25 protein-coding genes and 2 tRNA genes are annotated in these 24,084 nt (G+C 52.3%); 1 reads left to right on the top strand and 26 read right to left on the bottom strand.

The window, feature by feature from the left end; genetic code table 11:
* Nucleotides 1–43: 43 nt before the first annotated feature.
* Nucleotides 44–961, bottom strand: coding sequence for a nucleotidyl transferase AbiEii/AbiGii toxin family protein (locus F3F93_RS03785; protein WP_176957823.1), 918 nt, complete (start codon nucleotides 959–961; stop codon nucleotides 44–46).
* 4 nt (nucleotides 962–965) lie between these two features.
* Nucleotides 966–1,742, bottom strand: a complete 777-nt coding sequence (locus F3F93_RS03780; protein WP_176957822.1) for a type IV toxin-antitoxin system AbiEi family antitoxin domain-containing protein — start codon at nucleotides 1,740–1,742, stop codon at nucleotides 966–968.
* Nucleotides 1,743–1,951: 209 nt separating this feature from the next.
* Here F3F93_RS03780 and F3F93_RS03775 point away from each other — a divergent pair, with 209 nt between their 5' ends.
* Nucleotides 1,952–2,146 carry a hypothetical protein gene (locus F3F93_RS03775; protein WP_241696945.1) on the top strand — a complete coding sequence of 65 codons (195 nt, stop codon included), beginning with the start codon at nucleotides 1,952–1,954 and terminating at the stop codon, nucleotides 2,144–2,146.
* A gap of 42 nt (nucleotides 2,147–2,188) precedes the next feature.
* Here the strand turns inward: F3F93_RS03775 and F3F93_RS03770 are convergent, their stop codons facing one another.
* From F3F93_RS03770 to F3F93_RS03655, 24 genes are all read right to left on the bottom strand, one after another.
* A complete protein-coding gene (locus F3F93_RS03770; protein ID WP_176957821.1) occupies nucleotides 2,189–2,635 on the bottom strand; it encodes a hypothetical protein in 447 nt (148 codons plus the stop codon).
* 331 nt (nucleotides 2,636–2,966) lie between these two features.
* The gene (gene serS, locus F3F93_RS03765; protein WP_176957820.1) at nucleotides 2,967–4,250 is read right to left on the bottom strand and encodes a serine--tRNA ligase; all 1,284 of its coding nucleotides are present in this window, start codon (nucleotides 4,248–4,250) and stop codon (nucleotides 2,967–2,969) included.
* Nucleotides 4,247–6,763 carry a DNA gyrase subunit A gene (gene gyrA, locus F3F93_RS03760; RefSeq protein WP_176957819.1) on the bottom strand — a complete coding sequence of 839 codons (2,517 nt, stop codon included), beginning with the start codon at nucleotides 6,761–6,763 and terminating at the stop codon, nucleotides 4,247–4,249. The genes serS and gyrA overlap by 4 nt, the downstream gene beginning before the upstream one ends.
* A 128-nt stretch (nucleotides 6,764–6,891) precedes the next feature.
* A tRNA-Arg gene (locus F3F93_RS03755) sits at nucleotides 6,892–6,968 on the bottom strand.
* A 66-nt stretch (nucleotides 6,969–7,034) separates the two neighbouring features.
* Nucleotides 7,035–7,562 carry an adenine phosphoribosyltransferase gene (locus tag F3F93_RS03750; RefSeq protein ID WP_206675366.1) on the bottom strand — a complete coding sequence of 176 codons (528 nt, stop codon included), beginning with the start codon at nucleotides 7,560–7,562 and terminating at the stop codon, nucleotides 7,035–7,037.
* Nucleotides 7,562–8,407, bottom strand: a complete 846-nt coding sequence (locus F3F93_RS03745) for a sigma-70 family RNA polymerase sigma factor (protein WP_176957818.1) — start codon at nucleotides 8,405–8,407, stop codon at nucleotides 7,562–7,564. The genes F3F93_RS03750 and F3F93_RS03745 overlap by 1 nt, the downstream gene beginning before the upstream one ends.
* Nucleotides 8,408–8,481: 74 nt before the next feature.
* On the bottom strand, nucleotides 8,482–9,249 hold the full coding sequence (locus tag F3F93_RS03740; RefSeq protein WP_176957817.1) for a peptidoglycan DD-metalloendopeptidase family protein: 768 nt from the start codon (nucleotides 9,247–9,249) through the stop codon (nucleotides 8,482–8,484).
* Entirely contained in the window at nucleotides 9,240–9,839 is a 600-nt protein-coding gene (locus F3F93_RS03735) for a YqaA family protein (protein ID WP_347239183.1), read from the bottom strand. The genes F3F93_RS03740 and F3F93_RS03735 overlap by 10 nt, the downstream gene beginning before the upstream one ends.
* A complete protein-coding gene (locus F3F93_RS03730) occupies nucleotides 9,836–10,498 on the bottom strand; it encodes a protein-L-isoaspartate(D-aspartate) O-methyltransferase (protein ID WP_176957816.1) in 663 nt (220 codons plus the stop codon). The genes F3F93_RS03735 and F3F93_RS03730 overlap by 4 nt, the downstream gene beginning before the upstream one ends.
* A gap of 52 nt (nucleotides 10,499–10,550) precedes the next feature.
* A tRNA-Pro gene (locus F3F93_RS03725) sits at nucleotides 10,551–10,627 on the bottom strand.
* A gap of 383 nt (nucleotides 10,628–11,010) precedes the next feature.
* The gene (locus tag F3F93_RS03720) at nucleotides 11,011–11,382 is read right to left on the bottom strand and encodes a MerR family transcriptional regulator (protein ID WP_176957815.1); all 372 of its coding nucleotides are present in this window, start codon (nucleotides 11,380–11,382) and stop codon (nucleotides 11,011–11,013) included.
* Nucleotides 11,379–11,666 carry an integration host factor subunit alpha gene (locus tag F3F93_RS03715; protein ID WP_176957814.1) on the bottom strand — a complete coding sequence of 96 codons (288 nt, stop codon included), beginning with the start codon at nucleotides 11,664–11,666 and terminating at the stop codon, nucleotides 11,379–11,381. Before F3F93_RS03715 ends, F3F93_RS03720 begins: the two co-directional genes overlap by 4 nt.
* A gap of 143 nt (nucleotides 11,667–11,809) precedes the next feature.
* Nucleotides 11,810–12,493 (bottom strand): ABC transporter ATP-binding protein, encoded by a 684-nt coding sequence (locus tag F3F93_RS03710; protein WP_176957813.1) that lies wholly within the window; start codon nucleotides 12,491–12,493, stop codon nucleotides 11,810–11,812.
* A complete protein-coding gene (locus F3F93_RS03705; RefSeq protein ID WP_241696944.1) occupies nucleotides 12,486–13,736 on the bottom strand; it encodes a lipoprotein-releasing ABC transporter permease subunit in 1,251 nt (416 codons plus the stop codon). Before F3F93_RS03705 ends, F3F93_RS03710 begins: the two co-directional genes overlap by 8 nt.
* A 65-nt stretch (nucleotides 13,737–13,801) precedes the next feature.
* On the bottom strand, nucleotides 13,802–15,142 hold the full coding sequence (locus F3F93_RS03700; RefSeq protein ID WP_176957812.1) for an ArsB/NhaD family transporter: 1,341 nt from the start codon (nucleotides 15,140–15,142) through the stop codon (nucleotides 13,802–13,804).
* Between the two features lie 122 nt (nucleotides 15,143–15,264).
* The gene (gene lysS / locus F3F93_RS03695) at nucleotides 15,265–16,791 is read right to left on the bottom strand and encodes a lysine--tRNA ligase (protein ID WP_176957811.1); all 1,527 of its coding nucleotides are present in this window, start codon (nucleotides 16,789–16,791) and stop codon (nucleotides 15,265–15,267) included.
* An 8-nt stretch (nucleotides 16,792–16,799) separates the two neighbouring features.
* On the bottom strand, nucleotides 16,800–17,228 hold the full coding sequence (ndk, locus tag F3F93_RS03690; RefSeq protein WP_176957810.1) for a nucleoside-diphosphate kinase: 429 nt from the start codon (nucleotides 17,226–17,228) through the stop codon (nucleotides 16,800–16,802).
* 142 nt (nucleotides 17,229–17,370) lie between these two features.
* Nucleotides 17,371–18,051, bottom strand: coding sequence for a 7-cyano-7-deazaguanine synthase QueC (queC, locus tag F3F93_RS03685; protein ID WP_176957809.1), 681 nt, complete (start codon nucleotides 18,049–18,051; stop codon nucleotides 17,371–17,373).
* A 9-nt stretch (nucleotides 18,052–18,060) separates the two neighbouring features.
* Nucleotides 18,061–18,648, bottom strand: a complete 588-nt coding sequence (locus tag F3F93_RS03680) for a radical SAM protein (protein ID WP_176957808.1) — start codon at nucleotides 18,646–18,648, stop codon at nucleotides 18,061–18,063.
* Nucleotides 18,649–18,719: 71 nt separating this feature from the next.
* Nucleotides 18,720–19,409 carry a tol-pal system protein YbgF gene (gene ybgF, locus F3F93_RS03675; RefSeq protein ID WP_176957807.1) on the bottom strand — a complete coding sequence of 230 codons (690 nt, stop codon included), beginning with the start codon at nucleotides 19,407–19,409 and terminating at the stop codon, nucleotides 18,720–18,722.
* A gap of 151 nt (nucleotides 19,410–19,560) precedes the next feature.
* On the bottom strand, nucleotides 19,561–20,043 hold the full coding sequence (pal, locus tag F3F93_RS03670; protein ID WP_176957806.1) for a peptidoglycan-associated lipoprotein Pal: 483 nt from the start codon (nucleotides 20,041–20,043) through the stop codon (nucleotides 19,561–19,563).
* A gap of 125 nt (nucleotides 20,044–20,168) precedes the next feature.
* Nucleotides 20,169–21,434, bottom strand: coding sequence for a Tol-Pal system beta propeller repeat protein TolB (tolB, locus tag F3F93_RS03665; protein WP_176957805.1), 1,266 nt, complete (start codon nucleotides 21,432–21,434; stop codon nucleotides 20,169–20,171).
* Between the two features lie 90 nt (nucleotides 21,435–21,524).
* Entirely contained in the window at nucleotides 21,525–22,736 is a 1,212-nt protein-coding gene (locus F3F93_RS03660; RefSeq protein ID WP_176957804.1) for an ammonium transporter, read from the bottom strand.
* Nucleotides 22,737–22,867: 131 nt separating this feature from the next.
* Nucleotides 22,868–23,965 carry a hypothetical protein gene (locus F3F93_RS03655; protein ID WP_176957803.1) on the bottom strand — a complete coding sequence of 366 codons (1,098 nt, stop codon included), beginning with the start codon at nucleotides 23,963–23,965 and terminating at the stop codon, nucleotides 22,868–22,870.
* Nucleotides 23,966–24,084: the final 119 nt, after the last annotated feature.

Raw genomic sequence — 24,084 nt, 5'->3', positions numbered from 1 at the left:
GTTCCCTTTACTCACAAGACTTGGCCCCATTATCTGCTACACCTTATCGGATGCCCAATACCTGCTCTAATTTATAGACTGCTTCTTGTCGTTTAGCGAGGTTCATCTTATCTAAATTGATTTGCTTCCATCTTACAGCTGGCAATAGTTCAACACCGTCCAGGGCTAAAAGCGCCCAGCCCGGCTCACCTTTCTTAAATGAAACCAGAAATTCTTTTTCATCATCTGTAATTTCTTGGCAAAGCTTTGCCACAAGTGATTCGCGAGCCATTTCCAGCTCCGATAATGAGACATCTTCTGTCGTCATGCCCACAAATTCATTGCTGTAGATTTGAGAAATATCTTTAAAATGCGGTGAGATTAACTCAGCTATAGGTCTGGGATGGCTGATCATATAAACCAGTGTTGCTTTTCGAATCTCTTCAGTAAGCCCTTCATTCTCCAGTAATAACTTCACATCAAAAAGATCCCTGGGATGCTGTCTATCTAAAGCTGCACATATTTTTCCGCCGTATAGATCCGGCATAGACACCAGCGGAGCAGCCACATAACCAAATTTATCCTCAACCAATGCACACACTTCACGCTTTTCCGGCTCATATACAGTGCCGCGCAACACCGGAGAGAGCTCAATTTTGATATGAACATCCCCTTTCCCGACAACCAGCCGCAAGGCATCCGATTTATCATCAAATGAGTTATGGATAGAAAGGCCCTGGATAGTAGTAAGCAGGTTGTCGTGTATTCGCAATAACGCTTCTTTGATATGTTTTAAAGCCGCTGTTCGATCTTCACCGGGCAAATAAACCAGATCAATGTCTACTGATAAACGTGGTAAGTCGCGCACAAACAAATTGATGGCTGTGCCGCCCTTTAAAGCAAAGCATGTTTCCTGAAATACAACCGGCAAAGCCTGAACCAGCAGTTGTACCTGTTGCCCGTAAACGCTCTGCTTATCCACCAACCTACTCTCCTGCAAAAGACTTGGGCACCGTCATATTGTAACGGGCATCTAACTTACCGCCCACAGCAACCACACGTTTACCAGAACCGAGATCGTAATCACGCACATTAAGCTTCTTAAACCAGGGATAGTTAAACCGCTCAGCCAACCAGAAAAACAGACGTTTTACCTTCACGTTTTTGCACGCCTTAAGCAGTGCATGCAACTTTCTGGGTGAGAGTTGCGTTAAGCCTTGCATCAATTGCTCGGCATGTTCAAAGCTGACTTCTTCCGGCAAAGCCATCAGTACTTCCAATATGGCTTGTTCAGATGTGGACATACTCATTGTCTCTTCTCGCCATTGGTATTCACCCAACATCGCCTTATCCGGCCAACCTTTCGTCCACAATCGTGCTGTTCGGTGCCATTGAAGCTCCACGCCATCGATTTGTCTGAATATGACTTTCAATCGGACAGGACAATAGCCAGAGCTATACAGGTGTATCTTACGTTGCTTGTTTAAAGACAAATATTGTGCAAACCCCTGCAGCTCCAGCGCTGTAAGGCCGCCTATGGCGACAGGTTCGTCTAACAGGTTAGGCAAAGATGCCACAACCCCTTGCCAGGTTAGCCGGGACTCCTGACGCATATAGATGCCGTTCACCAATTTCTTCAACACACCGCTTTTGAGATAGTTATCCAGTGTGTGCGAAGAAAAGCCTTGCTCCAGCAAAGCATGGCGTGAAGTGAGTTGATTAAGGGGTAAGAGTACTATGAGATCTTGTTTTTGTTTCTTCATTTCGCCCTCCTTCGTGGTTTATGAAAACATCAATACTCGGCACATAGCGCCGATTAAACAGAACAATGTAAACTAGCGCAAGCTTTTGAACAGGTGACAGGGTTTAAATTCAATCCATTTCACGGCGAAAATCGCCGGAAAAACAAGGATACTTAAACCATCAGTAATCTAGCTATGAAAGCCTGACCCACGGCATTCCGGCTGATCTGATGACCATCGATTGCTTAAAGAGCGGCAAGCGCATTCTGGTTATGGTGCATGACAGCCAGCCGGAGCTCGCCAACTATCAGTTCTGCCGTCGCGATGAAGACCCCGGTGATGAATTTGAGAGCATTGCGATAGAAAGCCTAACCGCCCAAACGCTCTATGAGTGGATGAGAGAGACCTTATCGACCCCTAAATAGGTATTTGGGGTCAGATACTTTCTTCAGAATTCCACACAGCTTTCAGTACAGTCCCGCGCCAGTGACAGTCTCCAGCCATGCTTTCATATCCCTGTCCGGCCACAGGCACTCACTGGCTTTCATACCCTTCACTGTCACCGGACGATGATTGAGTTGCGCCGAGGTGTTGTAGGGCAGCAGATTTATCACATCGGGTACACCACAGAGCATCGACTCCAGCTCCATCATGCGCGCCGTGCGCATCGAGCCCTGCACCGAGCGATCGCAGCTGGTATCAAAGCGCAATGGCGTGAGCAGCGGATGGGTCTTTTCGATCAGGGATGTGTCGCAGCCCTGTTTCAGCAGGGTATTGGCAAAGAGATCATGAAACCAGAAATCCAGCCTGGCGAAATGCTCCTTCTTCCACCCCCGCCATAAACAGCACAAAGCGGGTCTGATCGTGGCAGAAGAGAATGCAGTTGCGCCGGTCGATGGTGTAGAGATTGGCATGCCAGCTTCCCAGCGGATTTGTCTCGGCCAGCGGCTCCGGGCTCACCTCGGGCAACCTGGCCGCCAGCCTTTTCGTGCAGTGAATGATCATGCGATGTGCTCCGTCATCTTATTTTTGAGCATACCAGGCAAGCACCAGTGAACTACGCGAAACAGTCCCGGCAGGCACGTTCACAACACCCAATAGTTAAGCCTGACACCCAGCATAGTTTTATCATAGGAGCTATTAGGGTCAGGTCTATCTTTGTGCCATTCGACCCGCATAAAAAGAAAAAGCACCCTGAAATTCAGAGTGCTTTATTACTTTAGCCGTTGAACACAAATACTTGTTTTATGAGGCTTTAATAACCTGCATGCCACCCATGTAAGGCTGCAACACAGCTGGAATACGAACTGAACCATCTTCCTGCCAATAGTTCTCAAGGATCGCGACAAGCGTGCGGCCGATAGCCAGACCTGAACCATTCAGGGTTGCAACCGGTTGTGGTTTGCCACCCTCTTCGCGGTAGCGGATACCTGCCCTTCTGCCCTGAAACTGGCCGAAGGATGAGCATGAACTAATCTCGCGATAGCAGTTTTGCGACGGCAGCCACACCTCCAGATCGAAGGTTAATTGAGAAGAGAACCCGACATCGGCACTGCAGAGTTTTACGGTGCGATATGGCAGCTCCAGTGCTTCCAGTACCGCCTGGGCATGGCTGACCAGCTCATCGAGATCAGAGAGTGCCCGCTCAGGGGTGGTGATATGCACCAGCTCCACCTTATCGAACTGATGCTGGCGGATAATACCGCGCTCATCGCGCCCGGCAGAACCGGCTTCACGGCGGAAGCATGGCGTGTAGGCGCAGTGACGTTTCGGAAGCTCTGAGATATCAAGGATCTTATCCTGATAGAGATTGGTTACCGGCACCTCGGCGGTCGGGATCAGGTATTGATCCTCCCCCTCCAGCTTGTAGAGATCATCGGCAAACTTGGGCAGCTGACCGGTTCCGGTCATGGTTTTACTATTGGCAATGGCAGGAACCCACACCTCTTCATAACCATGTTTGTCGGCATGCAGATCAAGCATAAACTGCATCAGGGCACGCTCAAGCCGTGCTGCGGCACCTTTGATGACCGTAAAACGACTACCAGCCAGTGTGGCGCCAGCCTCAAAATCGAGAATGCCAAGATCGGTTCCGATATCCCAGTGGGCAGGAACCTCATCGCTGCGTGGTGTGCCCCAAACAGAGATTTCGACATTATCCTCTTCACTGGCTCCATCGGGGACTGACGCATGCAGCGGGTTGGGAACCTCAAGCAGTGCTGCAGCAAACTCAGCTTCCGCCTCTTTACTCAGGGCATCGAGCTCTTTTACACGCTTTGATACTTCACCCATCGCAGCGATCTCAGCGCTTGCATCCTCGCCTTTACCCCTCTTCATGCCGATCGCCTTGGAAGCGCGGTTACGCTCCGCCTGCTGGCTCTCAGACTCGGTTTTCAGCTCACGCTGACGGGCATCCAGCTCGGCAAGCCGCGCCCAGGCACTGCCTGCAGCGACAACCTCACTGCCACGCCGGGCAATGGCAGCCTGCAATCCTTCAAAATCACGCCTTAACTGCTGTCTGTCGATCATGCCTCTGCTTCTCCACCCTCATCGATAGCCATCTCATCGTTCATTTCATCGAGGCCATCATCAGCGCCCTCTTCACCCTCATCGCCTCTGTCGACGACCTGCACAGCACCAATAACGCGCTCTTTGGCATCGCAACCGATCAGGGTAACACCCTGAGTATTGCGACCGATCACAGAGACACCATCCATCTTGATACGAACCAGACGACCGGAATCGGTCATCATCATCACCTGATCCTCATCAACCACCAGCAGTGCGGCGACCATATTACCGTTGCGACCACCGGTTTTCAGGGTAAAGACACCCTGACCACCACGTTTCTGCACATTGTATTCGGAGATCGAGGTGCGTTTACCATAACCGTTCTCGGAGACCGCCAGCAGTGAGGCGCTATCGTTCACCAGCGTCATGGAGATCAGTCGCTCACCGGTAGCCAGACGCATACCGGTCACACCGCGTGTGCTGCGTCCCATCGGCCTTGCATCAGACTCGGAGAAGCGGATCGCTTTACCGTTACTGGCGCAGAGCATCACATCCTGCTCACCATTGGATACAGTGACACCGATCAGCCCGTCATCATCATCGATCTTGATGGCGATAATGCCGTTGGTACGGATATTCTTATACTCGGAGAGTTTGGTCTTTTTGATCACGCCATTTTTAGTGGCCACAATAATATACTGGTCACCATCAAACTCGCGGATCGCCAGTGTTGCACTGATCTTCTCATCCTTCTCCACCGGCAGCAGATTAATCAGCGCTTTACCACGCGTTGCACGCCCCGCCTGCGGCACTTCGTAGACCTTCTTGCGGAAGACACGTCCACGATCAGAGAAGAAGAGCAGGTAGTCGTGTGTGGATGCCACCATCAACTGGGCGACAAAATCCTCATCCTTGGTGGTCATGGCCGTTTTGCCTTTGCCACCACGGCGCTGGGCGCGGTAGAGGGTGACGGCGTTACGCTTGATATAACCCTCGTTGGAGATGGTCACCACCATATCCTCTTCGGTGATCAGATCCTCAACCGAGAGCTCGGCGGTCTCATCCATAATGATCGAACGGCGCGGATCGGCATATTTATCACGCACCATCTCCAGCTCTTCAACGATCACACCCATCAGCAGCTTCTCATCCGCCAGAATCGCTTTCAGATGAGCAATCAGTTTCTGCAGCTCATCAAACTCCGCCTGAATCTTGTCGCGCTCAAGGCCGGTCAGGCGATGCAGACGCATATCGAGAATCGCCTGTGACTGCTTGTCTGAGAGGCCGAAGCGATCCATCAGCCCTACTTTCGCATCAGCCGGTGTCGCACTGGCGCGGATCAGCTTGATCACCTCATCGATATTATCCAGGGCGATCAGCAGCCCTTCGAGGATATGGGCACGCGCTTCAGCCTTATCCAGATCAAACAGGCAGCGACGGGTGACAACCTGACGACGATGATCGAGGAAGTGCAGCAGCAGCTCACGCACACCGCACAGCTTCGGCTGCCCGTCAACCAGTGAGAGCAGATTACAGCTGAAGTTGCACTGCAGCTGCGTATGTTTGTAGAGATTGTTAAGTACAACCTCGGGAATCTCGTTCTTCTTCAGTTCGATGCAGATGCGCATACCGTCGCGATCGGACTCATCGCGCAGATCGGAGATCCCCTCCAGCTTCTTGTCACGCACCAGATGGGCGATATTCTCAATCAGGTTGGCCTTGTTCACCTGATACGGCAGTTCGGCAATGATCAGGGCCTGACGTTTGGTTTTGGCGTTCTCCTCCACCAGTGCCTTGGCCCGCATGGTGACTGAACCGCGACCGGAGATGAAGGCATCACGGATACCTTTACGCCCATAGATGAAACCGCCGGTCGGGAAATCGGGACCGGGCATAATCTGCATCAACTCATCATCATCGATATCGGGATTGGTCACCAGTGCAATAGAGGCGTTGATCGCCTCACCGAGATTATGCGGTGGAATATTGGTCGCCATACCCACAGCAATACCCTGAGAACCATTAACCAGCAGGTTGGGGTATTTGGCCGGCAGCACCTTCGGCTCTTTCAGCGACTCATCATAGTTGGGTGCAAAATCAACGGTGTTTTTATCGATATCGGCCAGCAGCTCAGCCGCCACCTTACTCATACGCGCTTCGGTATATCGCATTGCCGCCGGTGAATCACCATCGACAGAGCCGAAGTTACCCTGACCATCAATCAGCAGATGACGCATGCTCCATGGCTGGGCCATACGCACCATCGCATCATAGACCGCCGAGTCACCATGCGGGTGGTACTTACCGATCACATCACCAACCACACGCGCCGATTTCTTGTACGGCTTGTCATGGGTACAACCCAGATCCTGCATGGCAAAAAGAATACGACGATGAACCGGCTTCAATCCGTCTCTGGCATCAGGCAGCGCACGACCTACGATCACGCTCATGGCGTAATCGAGGTAGGAGCGTTTCATCTCGTCTTCAATCAGTACGGGTATAGCAGCAGGATTCAGAGTCTCTTCCATCTATTCAGCCTCGGTTTATCTATTAGTCACTATTTATTTATCAAAATCATCTGAAATAAATCAGAGTCCATACAGCCCAAAGATGGGCTGCCAACATCATGCAGTTGTCTATGATGTTGTAATCAATCTGGTGCCCTCGACACGATTCGAACGTGTGGCCTGCCGCTTAGGAGGCGGCCGCTCTATCCATCTGAGCTACGAGGGCGAAAATCGCGATGAATCATAGCGGCTTCACAACGGAACTGCACGGTCAAACATCGCATTATCGGCGTTAATCGTAGCTGATCAGACTCTCCACCCTGACATCGTCCAATACCCCCCTGCCATCAAGAAAACTGAGCTCAATGGCAAACAGGCAGCTATCCACCTCCGCACCGAGTTTACGCACCAGCTCCACGGTTGCCGCAGCCGTGCCACCGGTAGCAAGCAGATCATCGACGATCACCACCTTATGGCCACGACTTAAGGCATCGCGATGGATCTCCAGACGATCAACGCCGTACTCAAGCTCATACTCAACCGAGTGAATATCGGCAGGCAGCTTGCCCGGCTTGCGCACCGTCACCAGCCCCAGCCCGAGTTTATGGGCCAGCGCTGCACCAAAGATAAAACCTCTTGATTCGACACCAACGATAGCATCCACATCCGGGCCAACCCGTTCAGCCATCTGCGCAATCACCTGCGCAAAGGCCGCGCCGTTGGCCAGCATCGGCGTGATATCCTTAAAGATAATGCCCTGCTTTGGAAAATCCGGCACATCCCGAATGTAATCCTGCCACGCCATTGCACCCTCACCCATCAGATCATCTCCTCAAAATCGACATGTTCACTATCCACCATACGGCGCAGCTTGTGCAGTGCTGCCACCTGAATCTGGCGGATACGCTCCCGCGTCACACCCATATGTTCACCAATCGCCTCAAGCGTCCAGGCATCATCGATAGAATCCAGGCCATAACGCAGGCGAACCACCTCCCGCTCCTTGGGCGTCAGCCGCTGCATCCATACCTTCAACATCTCATCACGACGCATCTGCTCCAGATGCTGACTCGGAGAGACGGCATCTTCATCAGCTGTAATATCATAAAGGGTGAAGTCACCCTCATCGTGCAGTATGTCATCAGCACTCTCGGTGGTCAGCGAACTGCGCAGCAGGCTCTGCACACGCTCCAGCGGAATCTGCAGCGCCTCGGCCACCTCATCCTCGGATGGCTCCCGCCCCAGCTCTGCACGCAGCTTATTGGCACTACTCATCACCGCATTATACTCTTTGGCAATGTGCACCGGCAGACGAATGGTGCGTGCCTGATTCATGATCGCCCGCTCCACCGACTGGCGAACCCACCAGGTCGCATAGGTGGAGAAGCGGCAGCCATAGGCGGCATCAAACTTCTCAACCGCCCGCATCAAGCCGATATTGCCCTCTTCAATAAGATCACCGAGTGCCAGACCCCGGTGCATATAACGACGGGCAATCTTCACCACCAGTCGCAGGTTAGCCTTGATCATGTACTGCCGGGCATCCTCATCACCGCCAGCAATACGCAGAGAGAGCGAGACCTCCTCTTCAGGACTCAGCAGCTCATAACGGGAGATCTCCCGCATATACATCGCCATCGGCTCAAGACTGTGCTGCTTAGCCATCAGTCTCTAACTCCCTTGAAAAAATAGGATAATTCCTTAGTAAACCACTGGTTCGAATCACAGCATCTACTATCTCACCGGCGTGGTAAATAGGCAAGCGGGTCAACCGGAGTACTGCCCTGTCGCACCTCAAAATGGAGGTGCGGACCACTGGCACGCCCTGTACTGCCGACACGCGCAATCACATCGCCGGCTTTCACCCTGACCCCTTTCTTTACCAGATTACGCTGATTATGGGCATAGGCGGTGAACAGGTTGCGGCCATGCCGGACAATTACCAGCTTGCCGTAACCGCTCAGCCTGGAATCGGAATAGACCACCTCACCATCAGCCGCTGCACGCACCGGTGTACCCGCTTTGCCTGAGATATCGATACCGTCATGCATACGGCTGCCACGGCGACCGAAGCGGCTGGTCACCTTACCCTTAACCGGCCAAAGCAACTGGCCCTTGCCATAACTGCTGGCCTTGGCTTTATGGGTGGTTGTGGCCGGTTTTTTGCTCGTTTTGACAGCCTTTTTCGAGACAACCTTCTTGGTCGGAAGACGCCTGAGTGCCGTTGTCGGCAACGGCTGTGAACGCGGAGCGTAGCGATCTATATAGAGCTGCTGTCCGACATAGATCTTGTAGGGTTTGCCGACATAGTTGCGTCGGGCAATCAGATGGTAATCAACGCCGAACTTTTTACCGATACTGTAGAGGGTGTCACTGGAGCGGACATTATAGACCACCGCCTTCTGGTTGGCCCTGGAAACCCCTGAACTACTTATGGGCTGGGTAGAGAAACAGCCTGCCAGCGCAAGCAGCATAAACAGAGCGAGTACTCTGCTGACTACAGCCACAACAGGGCAAAGCCTCCGATCACAGCCACGGCGACCACGGCAGTTAACAGCTGAAAATGTTTCTCAACGAAATTGCGCAGGGGTTCGCCACCCCAGTGCATGATGGCCGCCTCGAGATAGAAGCGGGCCGCCCGCGCCAGAATGGCGGCGATAACAAATGGCAGAAATGCGAGATTAAAGGCACCTGCCGCAATGGTGACAATCTTGAACGGGATAGGAGAAAAACCGGCAATCACCACGAACCAGACGCCCCACTGGTTAAACTTCTCCTGCACCTGATTAAAGGTATCCATCGCATGGTAGAACTCCAGCACCGGCTGAGCGACAGCAACAAAGAGAAACATGCCGATACCATAACCGATCACTGCACCGATCGATGATCCGGCCGTGGTAATCGCGGCATAACGGAAAGCGTGATCAGGACGACTGATCGACATCAACAGCAGCAGGACATCAGGCGGAATCGGAAAGACACTGGCCTCAATCACTGCAATGGCGAAGAGAGCCAGACCCGCTCTGGGATGCTCTGCCCAGGCCAGCGTCCAGTTATAGAGGCGCCGCAATAGTGAAGGGCGCTGCTGGTCGATCACCGGCTCAGCGATGACTCAACTCCTTCAAGCAGCGGGACAAAGGTACATGCATCAAAATACTCCTCGCTGTAACCATGAGCCATTTTGGTTCGTCTTACCAGCCTGTGTGCGCCACCATCACCCTCAGGCAGAAGCAACCGACCACCGGTTTTCAGCTGCTGTAACCATAACTCCGAGGCAAAGCCGCCTGCAGTGACAATAATCGCATCATAGGGCGCATAATCTTCCCAGCCCAGACGCCCATCCCCACATTTGAGCATCACATTGGCATGTCGTGCTGCCCTGAGATTCTGACGTGCCCGCTCATGCAGCGCTTGTATACGTTCAATACTGTAGACACGACGGCAGAGGCGCGAGAGTACTGCGGTCTGATAACCACAGCCGGTACCGATCTCCAGCACCCGCTCATGGCCCTGCAGGCCGAGCAACTGGCTCATACGCGCCACCATATAGGGTTGTGAAATGGTCTGGCCACTGCCGATCGGCAGTGATGCATCCTGATAGGCTCGTGAGACAAGGGCTGGATCGACAAACATATGCCGGGGAACAGAGCCCATCGCGGCCAGAACGCGTGCATCATCTATGCCACGCGCCTGTAGCTGATCAACCACCATCCTCTGGCGTGGTCGTTCGTATGCGAGGTTTGCATGCAGAGGCATTACAGTTGTGCCCCGAACGTCTTCTCCATCAATGCAATAACCCCATAAAAATTGGTCGGGACGAGAGGATTCGAACCTCCGACCACACGGCCCCCAGCCGTGTGCGCTACCAGACTGCGCTACGTCCCGTTGAATGGCGGTGAAGCATACTTAATTTGTATAATAATGTAAGATTAAATGCGTTTATGATCTAGGGCATGGCGTACTCTTCTTTATATTAGAACTGAAGGTGCTGTGAGCTCACTATAATAAAGGGATTGTTTGTTCATTCTTTGTGATTCGGCACATCCATGTGCCTCACCCTTTGGGCTCGCTGAAACGAGTCAGGCGAGCTAAAGCTCGTCCAAACGGCTCCTGCCTTTTTGTACGGAAAAGAAAGGGGAACGCTCTGCACCAGCAGAGTGGCATCAATCGCCTTATAATACGGACAAGCTAAGAGCTATGCTCTTTCTTATTCTAGATATAAATATTTTTAAGATTATTAATGAATGGTCAGAAAACCAATCCAGAAATCAGTCGAGAAGCTTGTTGATCTCCATCAACTCCTGCTTGAGCTGACGCAGCACACTCTGACTATCCTTCTGCTCGACTATATCTTCCAGATCACCATTAAGCAGACGCTTTTTGGCACCACGGATGGTGAAGTTAAGATCATAGAGAAGATGTTTAATCTGCAGCACCGCATAGACATCACGATGACGATAGAAACGGCGGTTACCGCTCTTCTTTACAGGTTTGATATGTTTGAACTCGGTTTCCCAGTAACGCAGTACATGCGGTTCAACACCACACACATCACTCACTTCACGGATAGAAAAAAAGAGCTTGTCAGAAAGCTCTGGAACCTGGAGACCTGCTTTGGCGAGTGCTTGCTTGGCGTTCACTTCTCGCCCTCAGCAAGCAACTTGTTTTTCAGCAGCGGGCTGGCGCGGAAGGTGACAACGGAGCGTGGTTCAATGGTAATATCTGAACCGGTTTTCGGGTTGCGACCACGGCGGGCATGTTTCTGACGAACGATAAAGTGACCGAAACCTGAAAGCTTGACGTTATCGCCATGCTCAAGGGACTGGCGAATTTCTGAAAGTACAGATTCAACAATCTGGGCAGACTCTTTCTTGGTCAACCCAACCCGTTCATGTACAGCTTTAGCGATCTCGGCTTTCGTCACGTTCCCTGGTCCCTATCCCCTTATAACAACAAAACAACAGATTCACCTGTTAGAATCGACTTATGAACGTTATCAGAAGCTCTTGATCTGTCAAAGCTTTTTATTATTCAGGTCAGCTACTGCCTGATCCCCTGCAAATCAACTCAGGAGGCAACCAGATGGCCATCAGTCAGCAGCAATGTCCGGTCACACGCCCTGGCCAGCGCCTTGCTATGGGTCACCATAATGACCGCTGCCCGCTCCTGCCTGCAGAGTTGCTGCAGCAGATCAAACACCTCCTGAGCACTATGTTCATCCAGGTTCCCTGTCGGTTCATCAGCCAGAATCAGGCAAGGGCTTGCCGCCAGCGCTCTGGCCACTGCCACACGCTGCGCCTCTCCACCGGAGAGTTTGGCCGGCACATGACTGGCACGCGCACCGATATTCAGCCGCTCCAGCAGCGCCATACCACGCAGCTTGGCTTTAGCGATATCCATCCCCTGCACCTGTAGTGGCAGGCAGACATTCTCCAGCGCAGTCAACTCAGGAATAAGGTGGTGCGCCTGATAGACAAAACCGATTTTACGATTGCGCACACTGGCCTGTTCAGCCTCTTTAAGGTTGAGCAGTGACTGCCCCTGCAGAGAGATCTCTCCTGCATCAGGAGACTCCAGCGTACCGAGAATCTGCAGCATGGTGGATTTACCGCTACCAGACTCCCCTACTACAGCAAGAAATTCACCCTCATTGAGACTGAACTGCAATCCCTTGAGGATATCGAGGCGACCGGCGGGAGCATCAAACCCCTTAACCAGTCCGTTGACTTCAAACAGTGCCTGCTCACTCATACCTCAATGCCTCCGCAGGCGGCACACTTGCCGCTCGCCATGCCGGATAGAGCGTGGCGGCTATTCCCATAATCAGACTGATAGTGACAATGACAGTCACTGAAACCGGATCCACCTTGGATGGGATATGATCAATAAAATAGACCTCTCCGGACATAAACTGGGCACCGGTAAGGGTCTCAATCCAGGCCAGCAGCACATCGAGTTTCCAGGCCAGCAGCAGCCCCAGAAGCGCGCCCGCCAGCGTGCCGATACCACTGAGCATGGTGCCCATCAACATCACGATACGCATCACCGAAATACGCGAGGCGCCGATGGTTTTAAGAATGGCAATCTCTTTACGCCGCTCCATCACCACCATCACCAACGAGGCCACCATATTAAAGACCGCCACCATAATAATCAGGGAGAGAATCACACCCATCGCCAGACGCTCGGTTTTCAGGGCATTGAAAAAGGCACGATTGCGACGCTGCCAGTCAACAACCCATGCATTAGGTGGCAGCACGGCTTTTACTCTGCTGGTCATCTGACCGGCAATCTCACGATCATGCAGAAACAGCTCAATGCCGCTCACCGCATCACCCATGCGATTCAACTTCTGCACCGCCGCCAGCGGCGTAAGGATCACACCCACATCATACTCATGAAAACCGGAATCAAAGATACCCACCAGCTCAAAACCACGCATGCGTGGTGCAGCTCCGGATGGACTGATGCCACCCGACGGTGACATCAAACGCACCTGATCACCAAGATCAAGCCCGAGCTTTCTAACCAGTGTCTTACCCATCACCACCTGAAACGGTGACCCTTCATCATCGACAAAACGGCCACGAATAATGTGCTGGGCGATATCATCACTGCGAGCCACATCAACACCCTTCAGCAGGGCGCCATAAGCGCGTGAGCCGTATGAGGCCAATACCTGCCCCTGAATATAGGGCGCTGCCCTTTTCACTTCAGGCAGTGCCTCGAGGGTGGTCAGCCACCCTCTCCAGTCGCCTAAGGTGTCACCGGGCCCCTGCACATCGATATGGGAGGAGAATCCGAGCATCTTGTCACGAATTTCAGCCGCTGCACCATTCATCACCGAGAGCACAACAATCAGTGTCATTACACCGATAGCGATCCCGATACCTGAACTCCAGCTGATCAGCGAAACAAAGCGTTCACTGCGCCGGGAACGCAGATAACGGCGGGCCAGCATCCATTCGTGTGGCTGGAACAAAAGCTGCTTCAAAGACAGGCTCCTTTAATCAAAAGTAGTGCTGACACAATCTCCCCCTCTGGAAAGATCGCAATCTTTCAGGACAAGTAGCGCAGATACAAGTAGATATGTGAAATCACGATGGAGATCAGCATCAGTCCAAAGGCGTGTTTCATGAAAACAAGAAAAGCGATCGGATGCCCTGCGCGCTGTGCAAAACCTGCAACAATCAGATTGGCCGATGCTCCGATCAGTGAGCCATTGCCTCCCAGACATGCGCCAAGTGCCAGCGCCCACCACAACGGCACCAGAGCAGCCTCACCACCAAAGGTAGGAGCCATATTTTGAATCAGGGGAATCATCGTGGCGACAAAGGGAATATTATCGATCAATGCAGATGCAATGGCAGAGACCCACAAAATTGCCCCGGCCGTGGCAACAAAGTCACCACCGGTCAACTCAAGCGTATGTTGTGCAAGCGCATTGATCACACCGGTATGCTCAACGCCTGTAACAATGATAAACAGCCCGACAAAAAAGAAGATGGTGGTCCATTCGGTATCGGCCATCACCTTCTCATAGGCGTGGTCCTTATCCTGCACAGGCAGTCCGAGCGAGTGTAGAAACAGCAGCACTGCAGCGCCGAACATGGCGATGGTTGCCGGTTCAAGCCCAAGGCTGTGAGCAAAGGTAAAACCGATAATCACCAGAGTCAGTACGCTCAGGCTCTTGATCAACAGCGGTATATCCCTGATCGCCTGATTCTCGTCAAAACGCATCACCTTGGCCTGATTCTCCTCAGAGGCTGAGAGATCACGTCCGAACATGAACCAGATCGCCAGCAACGTCACAGTAAAGACAACCGGTGTGATCGGAGCCAAATTGAGTATAAAGTCGGAAAAGCTCAAATTTGCAGCAGAGCCGATCATGATATTGGGGGGATCACCAATCAGTGTGGCTGTACCACCAATATTGGACGCGAGAATCTGGGCAAACAGGTAGGGGTACGGGCGCACACCCAAAGCATCGGTAATCAGCAGGGTGATCGGGGCAATCAGCAGCACAGTGGTAACATTATCGAGAAATGCGGAGAAGAGTGCAGTCACCACCGAAAGCATGACCAGAATCCCCCAGGGTCTCCCGTTCACACTCTTGGCTGCCCTGATCGCCACATACTGGAACATGCCGGTCTTCTGGCAGATGGCGACAATCACCATCATGCCGGTAAGTAACCCGATGGTATTAAAATCGACACCGGCAATCGCCTGCTGCTGGGTGATCACACCGCAGAGAATCATCACGCCGGCACCGAGCAGCGCCAGCACAGCACGGTTATAGCGCTCCATCATAATGACGCCATACACAACAAGCAGAATGGAGAGCGCAACCCATGTCGGGTCGAGCCCGAACAGAACGGATGCGGCAGTGTGCTCACGCATAGATTGCACCTCTTCTCCAGAAGATATCGAGAGAGAGTGTTATGAATTCATCCAGAGGGGGCAAGCGAAATGAAAAATGGCCCGTAAAACGGGCCATTTAATCAGTAGTTATCGATAAAAAACTATTCCGGCCTCATATGCGGAAACAGCAACACATCACGAATCGAGTGGTTGCCAGTCAACATCATCACCAACCTGTCCACTCCGATACCTACACCGGCAGCCGGAGGCATACCGAACTCCAGTGCCCGCAGATAATCCTCATCGATACCGGCAGCCTCAAGATCACCGGCTGCTTTAGCCTGTGCCTGCGCTACAAAACGGCCACGCTGATCATCAGGATCGTTGAGCTCGGAGAAACCATTGGCAATTTCACGGCCGGCAACAAACAGTTCAAAACGATCTGTGACCGTTGGCTCATGGTTGTTGCGGCGCGCCAGCGGAGAGACATCAACAGGGTAATGGGTAATAAAGGTCGGCTGATCCAGTTCAGGTTCAACAAACTCTTCAAACAGTGCCACCAGATAGTGGCCCGCCTTCCAGGTGATTAACGGCTTGAAGTTGGGAATCACACGCATGCAGACCGTGGCCAGCAGCGCTTTATCATTGGCATGACCACGCACTTCAGGAAGCTTCTCAAACACCGACTCATCAAGACGAATACGTCTGAACGGCTTGGAGAGATCGATATCTACCCCTTCCCACTCCACCAGCGTGATACCAAGTCCATCGGCAATGCCACGAATCAGCGCCTCGGTGGTATCCATAGCATCGGTAAAATCGGCATAGGCCTGATAAAACTCAACCATGGTGAATTCAGGATTATGGGTTGCATCCAGCCCTTCGTTGCGGAAGTTACGGTTAATCTCGAACACGCGTTCAAAGCCACCAACCAGCAGCCGCTTGAGATAGAGCTCCGGTGCAATACGCAGGAACAGCTCCATATCCAGAGCATTATGATGGGTGGTAAATGGACGTGCCGCAGCACCACCGGGTTGCGTCTGCAACATCGGTGTCTCCACTTCGATAAAGTCACGAGACTCAAGACCCTGCCGCAGCAGCGAGACAACTTTCGAACGTGTTCTGAATGTCTCACGCGACTCAGGCGTAACCATGAGATCGACATAACGCTGGCGATAGCGGGTTTCGATATCAGCCAGTCCGTGCCACTTCTCCGGCAGAGGACGCAGACATTTGGAGACCATCTCGATATGCGAGACGCGTACCGAGAGTTCATCGGACTTGGTCCTGAACAGCACACCCTCTGCACCGACAATATCACCAAGATCCCATTTGCGGGTCGGATTGTAGATTTCAGGGCCACCCAGCTCATCACGATTCAGAAACAGCTGGATCTGTCCACTGCCATCCTGGATTTTGACAAAGCTGGATTTACCCATAACGCGGTGGGCCATGATACGGCCTGCAATGCGAACACGATGTGAGACCTGATCAAGAAGCTCACTCTCCTGCTCTTCAAAGCGCTCAAAAATCGCAGCCACAGTGTGGTCACTGCGCCATGTGTTCGGATAGGCCTCGCCAGCCTCACGCATACGTGTGAGTTTTTCGCGGCGAACCAGAACCTGCTCTGAACTCTGTGCTGTGGCCTGAGGCCTGGAATCAACCTGCCCCACTACGTCATCATTCATGTTTTAACTTAACCGCGGCTATGCAAGTCCAGATCAGAAAAGAAGAAAGCAACTTCAATTGCAGCATTCTCTTCAGAGTCGGAACCGTGAACAGCATTGGCATCGATAGAGTCAGCATGGTCAGCACGAATGGTGCCTGCTTCAGCCTCTTTGGGGTTGGTTGCGCCCATCAGCTGACGGTTAAGCGTCACTGCATTTTTACCTTCCAGCACCATGGCCAGAATCGGACCTGAACTCATGAATGCGCAGAGATCTGCGTAGAACGGACGAGCGGCATGAACAGCATAAAAACGCCCTGCTTCAGCAGCGCTGAGATGGGTCATGTTGGTAGCAATCACGGAGAGACCGTTCTCTTCAAAACGGCGGATAATGTCACCGATCACATTCTTGGCTACAGCGTCCGGCTTAATAATAGATAGTGTACGTTGAACTGGCATTAGAGGCCCCCTTAATAAACCCGACAGCTTCCCACTGCGGGGTGCGGCACTCTAGAGGAGGTGCAGGCAACTTCCAAGGTTAAAAAGAGAAGATTAAATTATTGAATTGTGAATGCCGCAGTGATCTGCTGCGGTAGCCTGTTCAGCGGTATGGCAGAGGATCTGAGCTACCCAACTCACGAAAACCGAGCTGCCTGTAATAGCAGGAGTCACAGTGGCCGCACGGCATTCCATCAGGGCGCGGATCGTAGCAGGAGCGCGTCAAGCCATAATCAAGGCCGAGCTCAAGCCCCATAGCGATAATTTCAGCCTTACCCAGCTTGATCAGCGGTGCTTCAATATCGAGTACGCCACCTTCACTGCCAGCTCTGGTACCGATATGGGCACAACGGGCAAAAGCCTCAAGAAACTCAGGACGACAATCGGGATAACCGGAGTAATCGACGACATTGGCACCAATCACCAGCTTGGTCGCTCCCACTGTCTCAGCAAGTCCGGCAGCAAGAGAGAGAAAAATAAGATTACGGGCCGGCACATAGGTGCTCGGCACATCTGAACCACCGGCCTCATCTTTAGGCACAGGCATATCAGAAGTCAGCGAGGAGTGGCCGATCATACGCATATCCACGTTGATCACACGATGGTCCTTAACACCGAAATAACGGGCCACATTTTCAGAAGCCTGCAGCTCAATGCGGTGGCGCTGACCATAATCAAAGGCAACGGTATGGCACAACCAACCCATCTTTTTAACCGCCCAGGCCAGTGCCGTACTGGAATCAAGACCACCTGAGAGAAGGACAACAGCTTTAGTCTGACTCATAGATTCACCTTAAACACCTGAAGCCTCAGCACCCCAGATCACCTTATGCAGCTGCAGCTGCAGGCGTGCCGGTAGCGCATCTTGCAGCATCCATGCACAGAGATCGCGGCTGGAGATCGCATTCCATGCCGCTGAGAGCAGAACCACTGCGCCCTCACCCAGTTGATGCTGGTGGATAAAATCACGCGACCATTCGTAATCACCGCGACTGCAGATGACAAACTTGATCTCATCGCCTGCCCCGAGGATTTTCATATTTTCAAGCTGGTTGCGATCAGCCTCGCCACTATCGGGGGTTTTCACATCAACAATGCGATGCACCCCGGCAGGCACTGCCGCCACACTGTATGCACCTGAGGTCTCCAGCTGCACTTCAATACCAAGCTCAAGCAGCCTTCTTAACAGCTCGCCACAATTACGTTGAGCCAGTGGCTCGCCACCGGTAACCAGCACCAGCGGGCGGCCTCTCAAACGAACATCCTCTATAATGGCATCAATATCCATCCAGCTGCCACTATCGGTTGGGATCGCCTGGGTAGTATCACAATAGTTGCAGCGTAAAGGGCAGCCGGCCAGTCGGATAAAGGTGCAGGGCATGCCAGCCAGTGTACTTTCACCCTGGATGCTGTCGTAGATTTCATGAATGCGAAGACGCGACGCTGAAACGGTTATTGCTGATTCTCCACGCTGCTGCCCAGCTGCAGATCAACAAGAGCCTCACGAGCCTGTTCAGCCAGCGAAGATTCAGGATGTTCCTTGATCAGGCGGTTGTAGTATTCGACAGCCACGCCATTTTTCCCTTCCATCTCGGAGAGCTGACCAAGCTTCAGTAGTGCCGAAGCGTGTTTAACACTTTCAGGATAGTGATCAGCTACATATTTAAATGCATTATGGGCATTTTCCAGCGCCTGTTGCGCCAGACGGGCTTCACCGAGCCAGTACCAGGCCTGATCGGCATATTCACCTTGCGGGTAGGCATCCAGCTGCTCATTAAAACCTTTGGAGGCCTCATCAAAACGGCCGCTTTTCAGTGCCAGATAGGCAGCGGTATAGGCATTCTTCTCAGCTTCCGCATGGGCCGCACGATCAACGACAGCAGCTCGCTTAACTTGAATCGGTGGCAACTCAGGTGCCTTTACAGGTGTAGTACGGTGCTGCGCTGTGACAGCAACACTCTCTTTCACCTCAGGTTTACTGACCACTTTTCTCTTGCGGTGCAGTTTTTCAATGCGTGCCGTCAGCGCATCAATCTGAGCCTGCTGGGTACGATTGACAGTCTCCAGATCTTTCAGCTGTTTATTCAGCTTGATATGTTCTATCTGCACTGTTGATTCAGCAATTTCCTGAGCTTTTGACAAAGCCCTTATCGAATCAGCAACGCTCTCTTTATCATCCGCCCAGCGGGGACCGGGAGCCTCTTTTGCACAACCGGAAAAAAGAGCCGAGCACAACAAAAGGACGGCCATTGGAAAAACCAATGGCCGCCTCTCTAGTCCACTGTTGATGGAGTTAGCGGGTGACAATGTCACCACGACGATTCTGAGCCCAGCACGCTTCGCCAGTACCCTTACATGCAGCACGCTCTTCACCGAATGATACGGTATCAATGCGGTCTGCGCTTACGCCACGAGAGGAGAGGAAATCACGAACAGCATCGGCACGACGCTGACCCAGTGCCAGGTTGTACTCACGGCTTCCGCGCTCATCGCAGTTACCCTCAACGGTAACGTTTACATCGCGGTTGGCATTCAGCCACGCTGCATTGGCATCGAGTGTTGCTCTTGCCGCCGCATCCAAATCTGACTTGTCAAAAGCAAAGTAAACAGAGTTGGTGGATGGTTTAGCAACAGATGCCTGTACTGAATGGGTTGAATGAGTAGCCGCTGGCTTATCGGCGGTCACTTCAACTTTCTTCTGACAGCCCGCAAACAGCAATCCAGCCGATGCGATAGCTACCAGGAGGATCTGTTTTTTTGAACGATTGAAATTCATATATTTCTCCCTTAGCGCTTCTAGTTAGCGTATAGTGACATTCCCTTTTTACTAGTCAACCATCAAGCTTGAATTCTGCCAACTGCTGCATCAGGAATCCACATTTTTAACATCTAAACGTACCATCAGTGTCGGGACCATGCCGGATCTGAAGCATCAACAGCGGGCGAGGTTACCGGCTCACTTCTACCGCCCCAGCTCGGCACGCGATAAACACGGCGAACCCCGTGCTCCTCGGCTGAATAGAGAATCATCTGCCCGTTAGGCGACCACGATGGCGACTCTACCCGCTGACCGGCTACCAGATAGCGGATATCCGAGCCATCAGGACGCACTGTTGCCACAGCATAGGACCAGTTTTTCAGCGAGATCATGGCAATGCGGTCGCCCGTTGGAGACCAGGCAGGTGAGCTGTTGTAGCTCCCCTGGGTGCTGACCAGCTGTGCCTTTCCACCTGAGAGTGCCTTGCGGTAGATCTGGGGCTGACCGCTGCGATTGCTGACAAAGGCGATCCATTTGCCGTCCGGCGACCATGTCGGTGTGGTATCGATACCGTTATCGGTGGTAAAACGGCGCCATTTTCTGGTTTTAATATCATAGATGTGGATATCGGTATTACCGGTATTGTGTGAAAGTGTCGCTGCCACATAACGGCCATCGGGAGAGAATTCCGGCGTAGAGTTCAGGCCTTTAAACTCACCAAAAGCGGTACGGCTGCCGCTCTGTAGATCAAAAAACTCCAGTCGTGGTCGATTACCCACATAGGTATTGAGTGCCACCTTCTGCCCGTCCGGTGCCCAGTCAGGAGATAACAGCAGTGTAAAGTTCTTACCCACCACCTGATTGTTGGCCCCATCCTGATCCATGTAGATCAGATCGGAATAATCACCACGTTTATGCACGTAGAGAATATGGCTGGTGAAATAACCGGGAATTCCGAGTGCCGCACTGTAGATCTGATCAGCCACCCGGTGCGCAAGTCTGCGAATCTGATTGGCGCCGCCCTCAACCGTGACGGTGGCCAGCTCCTTGGTTCTGAACAGATCGTAAACCCTCACCTCCGCCTTCCAGTGCTCCCCCTCCCGGCGCAGTTTGCACAGCGCAAGAATATCGGCACCGACAATGCGCCAGTCACCATACTCAACCTTGGCCCAGCTATCCTCAAAGGTTGCCAGATAAGCCAGCGGGTCAATCACCTTAAATGACTGACTCGACTCCAGGTCGTCACCAACCACGCCATTGAAGAGACGGCGTTCATTTTCTGCATCCTCAACCGCAACCAGAAGCCCCAGCTGAAGGGGGCGATAACCGGACTGATAGATATCAAATTCGGCAGCAGAAACAGGCAGTGTGAGTGAGAAAAAGAGTAGAAAAACAGATAGCAATCGCATGTCCGGTTTCTAACGCCTGCAAAGGTTGAAGACAAGTGCAAAACGGGCCCGCGTTACCGCAGGCCCGTCACAGCATTCAACCAACAAAGATCAGTGATTCGCCATATCCTGCTCAGGTGTTGAACTGATGTTATGGATAGCCAGATCCGCCCCCATATGCTCATCCTCTTCCGAAAGCCGGATACCCATAGTTGCCTTAACAAGACCATAGACAGCAAAACCACCGGCAACAGCAACAGCAACGCCGGTAACGGTGCCGATCAACTGCGCCATGAATGTCACACCACCTGCACCACCCATGGCTGTCGTGCCAAAGATACCGGCAGCAATACCGCCCCATGCGCCACAAACGCCATGCAGTGGAACCACTCCCAGCACATCATCAATTTTCAGCTTGATCTGAACAAATTCAAAACCGATCACAAAAACAACACCTGCAATCGCGCCAATAGTCAGTGCTCCAATGGGATGTACGATATCGGAGCCGGCACAGATCGCCACCAGTCCGGCCAGCGCGCCATTGTGCACAAAACCCGGATCATTCTTACCAGCCACAAGCGCTGCCAGCAGACCACCAACCATCGCCAGCAGTGAGTTCATCGCGACAAGACCCGATGCACCCTCTGCTGTTCCTGCACTCATCACGTTAAAGCCGAACCATCCGACACAGAGAATCCATGAACCAAGCGCCAGGAAAGGAATATTGGATGGCAGGATGGCCATCATGCGTCCCTCCCGGTTATATCTGCCTCGACGTGCGCCAAGCAACACCACTGCACCCAGTGCAAGGAAGCCGCCCATACCATGAACCACGACAGAACCGGCAAAGTCATGGAAGGCAGCACCAAAGTTCGCTTCCAGCCACGCCTGATAACCGAAATTACCATTCCAGATCATACCTTCGAAAAACGGGTAGATCACAGCTACCAACAGCACCGTTGCCAATGCATTGGGCCAAAATTTAACACGTTCGGTGATGCCGCCGGAGATAATTGCCGGAATAGCTGCGGCAAAGGTAAGCAGAAAGAAAAAGTGCACCATTTTGTAACCGTTGGAGATATCCGCGAGCTTGTTAAGTTCTGAAACCGGCGCAAAAAAGTTGATGCCGTAAGCAACAGCAAAACCAACAAAGAAATAGGCAACCGTAGAGAAACCAAAATCGGTTATCACACGCACCAGCGCATTCACCTGATTTTTCTTGCGTACCGTCCCCACTTCCAGAAAAGCGAAACCTGCATGCATCGCCAACACCATGGCTGCACCCAGGGTGAGAAAAAAGACATCAAAACCTGCTGTATTCATTTGTATAAAACTCCCTATTTATTATCCGAATTATTACTTCTACTCACTTACAATGAAACCGCCAATTAGTTCAGCGCTTCAACAGACGCCACAGATCGTCAGGCAATAACAGCATCACGCTCCGGCATCGTTTACTTCTCACGCTCACCCTGCAATTGATTCGATGCGATAAGCTTTTCAAGCAGCAGCTGCTGGCCTGCCAGCATGCGAGAGTGCATCAACGGCTGCAGAATCTGCGACTGCTTTTCAACCTGATTAAGCATATCTTCAAAGCTATGAAGACTATCCTTAACGTGATCAAACGGGGCCAGCATACGTTTGGTCAGTGAAGCCATGCCCTGCATTTCAGAGATATCCAGCTCTTCAAGAATAACATCGAAGAGTCGGCGTACCCCTTTAAGCCTGCTGTGTAGCTTACGACTCTCATTGGACTCCGATGCCAGTCGCAGTGCAATGGAGCCATTACATCTGACAAGCGCATCCCACTCAGCCGGTGTTGGCGTCTGACGCTCAACAGCAGCCATCAAATCCATCATCTCCTGACACAGCGTGGTCGCGTCGCCCTTCTCGCTGATACGATCATAGAGATTCATCACACTGCCCATCAACCCCATCAGATTACGCAGTGAATAGAGCGCATGACGAATCTCATAACGCTGATGATTCTGCGCATGACTTGCCGGAGAGATCACAAACTTGCCGGAAGGGATGGGATAAGCTTCTGTCATACCACAGAGATAAAAAGCATCGCCATAAATGCGCTGAGCAAAGATCTCACTACCCAACAATCTCCTGATGTCGGGTACCTGCAGTGGCTCTGCAGTAAAACGAACTGAATAGGAGATGGCCGGCTGCAGCAGCTCCTCCTCCTGCCAGTCGATCTGATCACTGAGCAGCTCCACTTCGGAGAGGCTCTCCGATTGCGGGCGCAGCCAGATCCCCAGAAAATAGAGGTAATCAGAGGTCAGTGAATCATCCTGCAGTGAGATAATCACCGTTACCGGTTGCCCCTTACGCTTCACATCAAAGGCCATAATATCATCTTCCCAACTGATTTCGGCATCTTGAATGCCAAGCAGTGAGAGCATATTCAGAGCATTGCCGACAAACTCTTCGCGACTGGTACACTCCTTATCATAGCCCCACACATGCCCTGATACCGGCAGCTGATTAGGCTCCAGCATTCGATCATGAAGTGATAATGCATGCAGCAACAGTGAACTGCTCATCTAAACCTCCTTGTTAAACATGGCTCCTGACCTCAGCCATGAGCCCAAATTAAAACGGGAATCGGGAGCGGATAAAAATCCGCTCCCAACCCATCCATCAAAGATCTGTTGCCTAAAAC

Source organism: Mariprofundus sp. KV, assembly GCF_013387475.1.
Taxonomy (GTDB): Bacteria; Pseudomonadota; Zetaproteobacteria; order Mariprofundales; family Mariprofundaceae; genus Mariprofundus.
Note: the sequence above shows the minus strand (reverse complement) of the source record. Positions and strands in the feature narration are given on the sequence as shown.

Coding starts and splice junctions, on each gene's coding strand:
- F3F93_RS03780 (WP_176957822.1), bottom strand. CDS start 1,742: ATGAAGAAACAAAAACAAGATCTCATAGTACTCTTACCCCTTAATCAA.
- F3F93_RS03775 (WP_241696945.1), top strand. CDS start 1,952: ATGACCATCGATTGCTTAAAGAGCGGCAAGCGCATTCTGGTTATGGTG.
- F3F93_RS03770 (WP_176957821.1), bottom strand. CDS start 2,635: ATGCCAATCTCTACACCATCGACCGGCGCAACTGCATTCTCTTCTGCC.
- serS (WP_176957820.1), bottom strand. CDS start 4,250: ATGATCGACAGACAGCAGTTAAGGCGTGATTTTGAAGGATTGCAGGCT.
- gyrA (WP_176957819.1), bottom strand. CDS start 6,763: ATGGAAGAGACTCTGAATCCTGCTGCTATACCCGTACTGATTGAAGAC.
- F3F93_RS03750 (WP_206675366.1), bottom strand. CDS start 7,562: ATGGGTGAGGGTGCAATGGCGTGGCAGGATTACATTCGGGATGTGCCG.
- F3F93_RS03745 (WP_176957818.1), bottom strand. CDS start 8,407: ATGGCTAAGCAGCACAGTCTTGAGCCGATGGCGATGTATATGCGGGAG.
- F3F93_RS03730 (WP_176957816.1), bottom strand. CDS start 10,498: ATGCCTCTGCATGCAAACCTCGCATACGAACGACCACGCCAGAGGATG.
- F3F93_RS03710 (WP_176957813.1), bottom strand. CDS start 12,493: ATGAGTGAGCAGGCACTGTTTGAAGTCAACGGACTGGTTAAGGGGTTT.
- F3F93_RS03700 (WP_176957812.1), bottom strand. CDS start 15,142: ATGCGTGAGCACACTGCCGCATCCGTTCTGTTCGGGCTCGACCCGACA.
- lysS (WP_176957811.1), bottom strand. CDS start 16,791: ATGAATGATGACGTAGTGGGGCAGGTTGATTCCAGGCCTCAGGCCACA.
- ndk (WP_176957810.1), bottom strand. CDS start 17,228: ATGCCAGTTCAACGTACACTATCTATTATTAAGCCGGACGCTGTAGCC.
- queC (WP_176957809.1), bottom strand. CDS start 18,051: ATGAGTCAGACTAAAGCTGTTGTCCTTCTCTCAGGTGGTCTTGATTCC.
- F3F93_RS03680 (WP_176957808.1), bottom strand. CDS start 18,648: ATGCCCTGCACCTTTATCCGACTGGCCGGCTGCCCTTTACGCTGCAAC.
- pal (WP_176957806.1), bottom strand. CDS start 20,043: ATGAATTTCAATCGTTCAAAAAAACAGATCCTCCTGGTAGCTATCGCA.
- tolB (WP_176957805.1), bottom strand. CDS start 21,434: ATGCGATTGCTATCTGTTTTTCTACTCTTTTTCTCACTCACACTGCCT.
- F3F93_RS03660 (WP_176957804.1), bottom strand. CDS start 22,736: ATGAATACAGCAGGTTTTGATGTCTTTTTTCTCACCCTGGGTGCAGCC.
- F3F93_RS03655 (WP_176957803.1), bottom strand. CDS start 23,965: ATGAGCAGTTCACTGTTGCTGCATGCATTATCACTTCATGATCGAATG.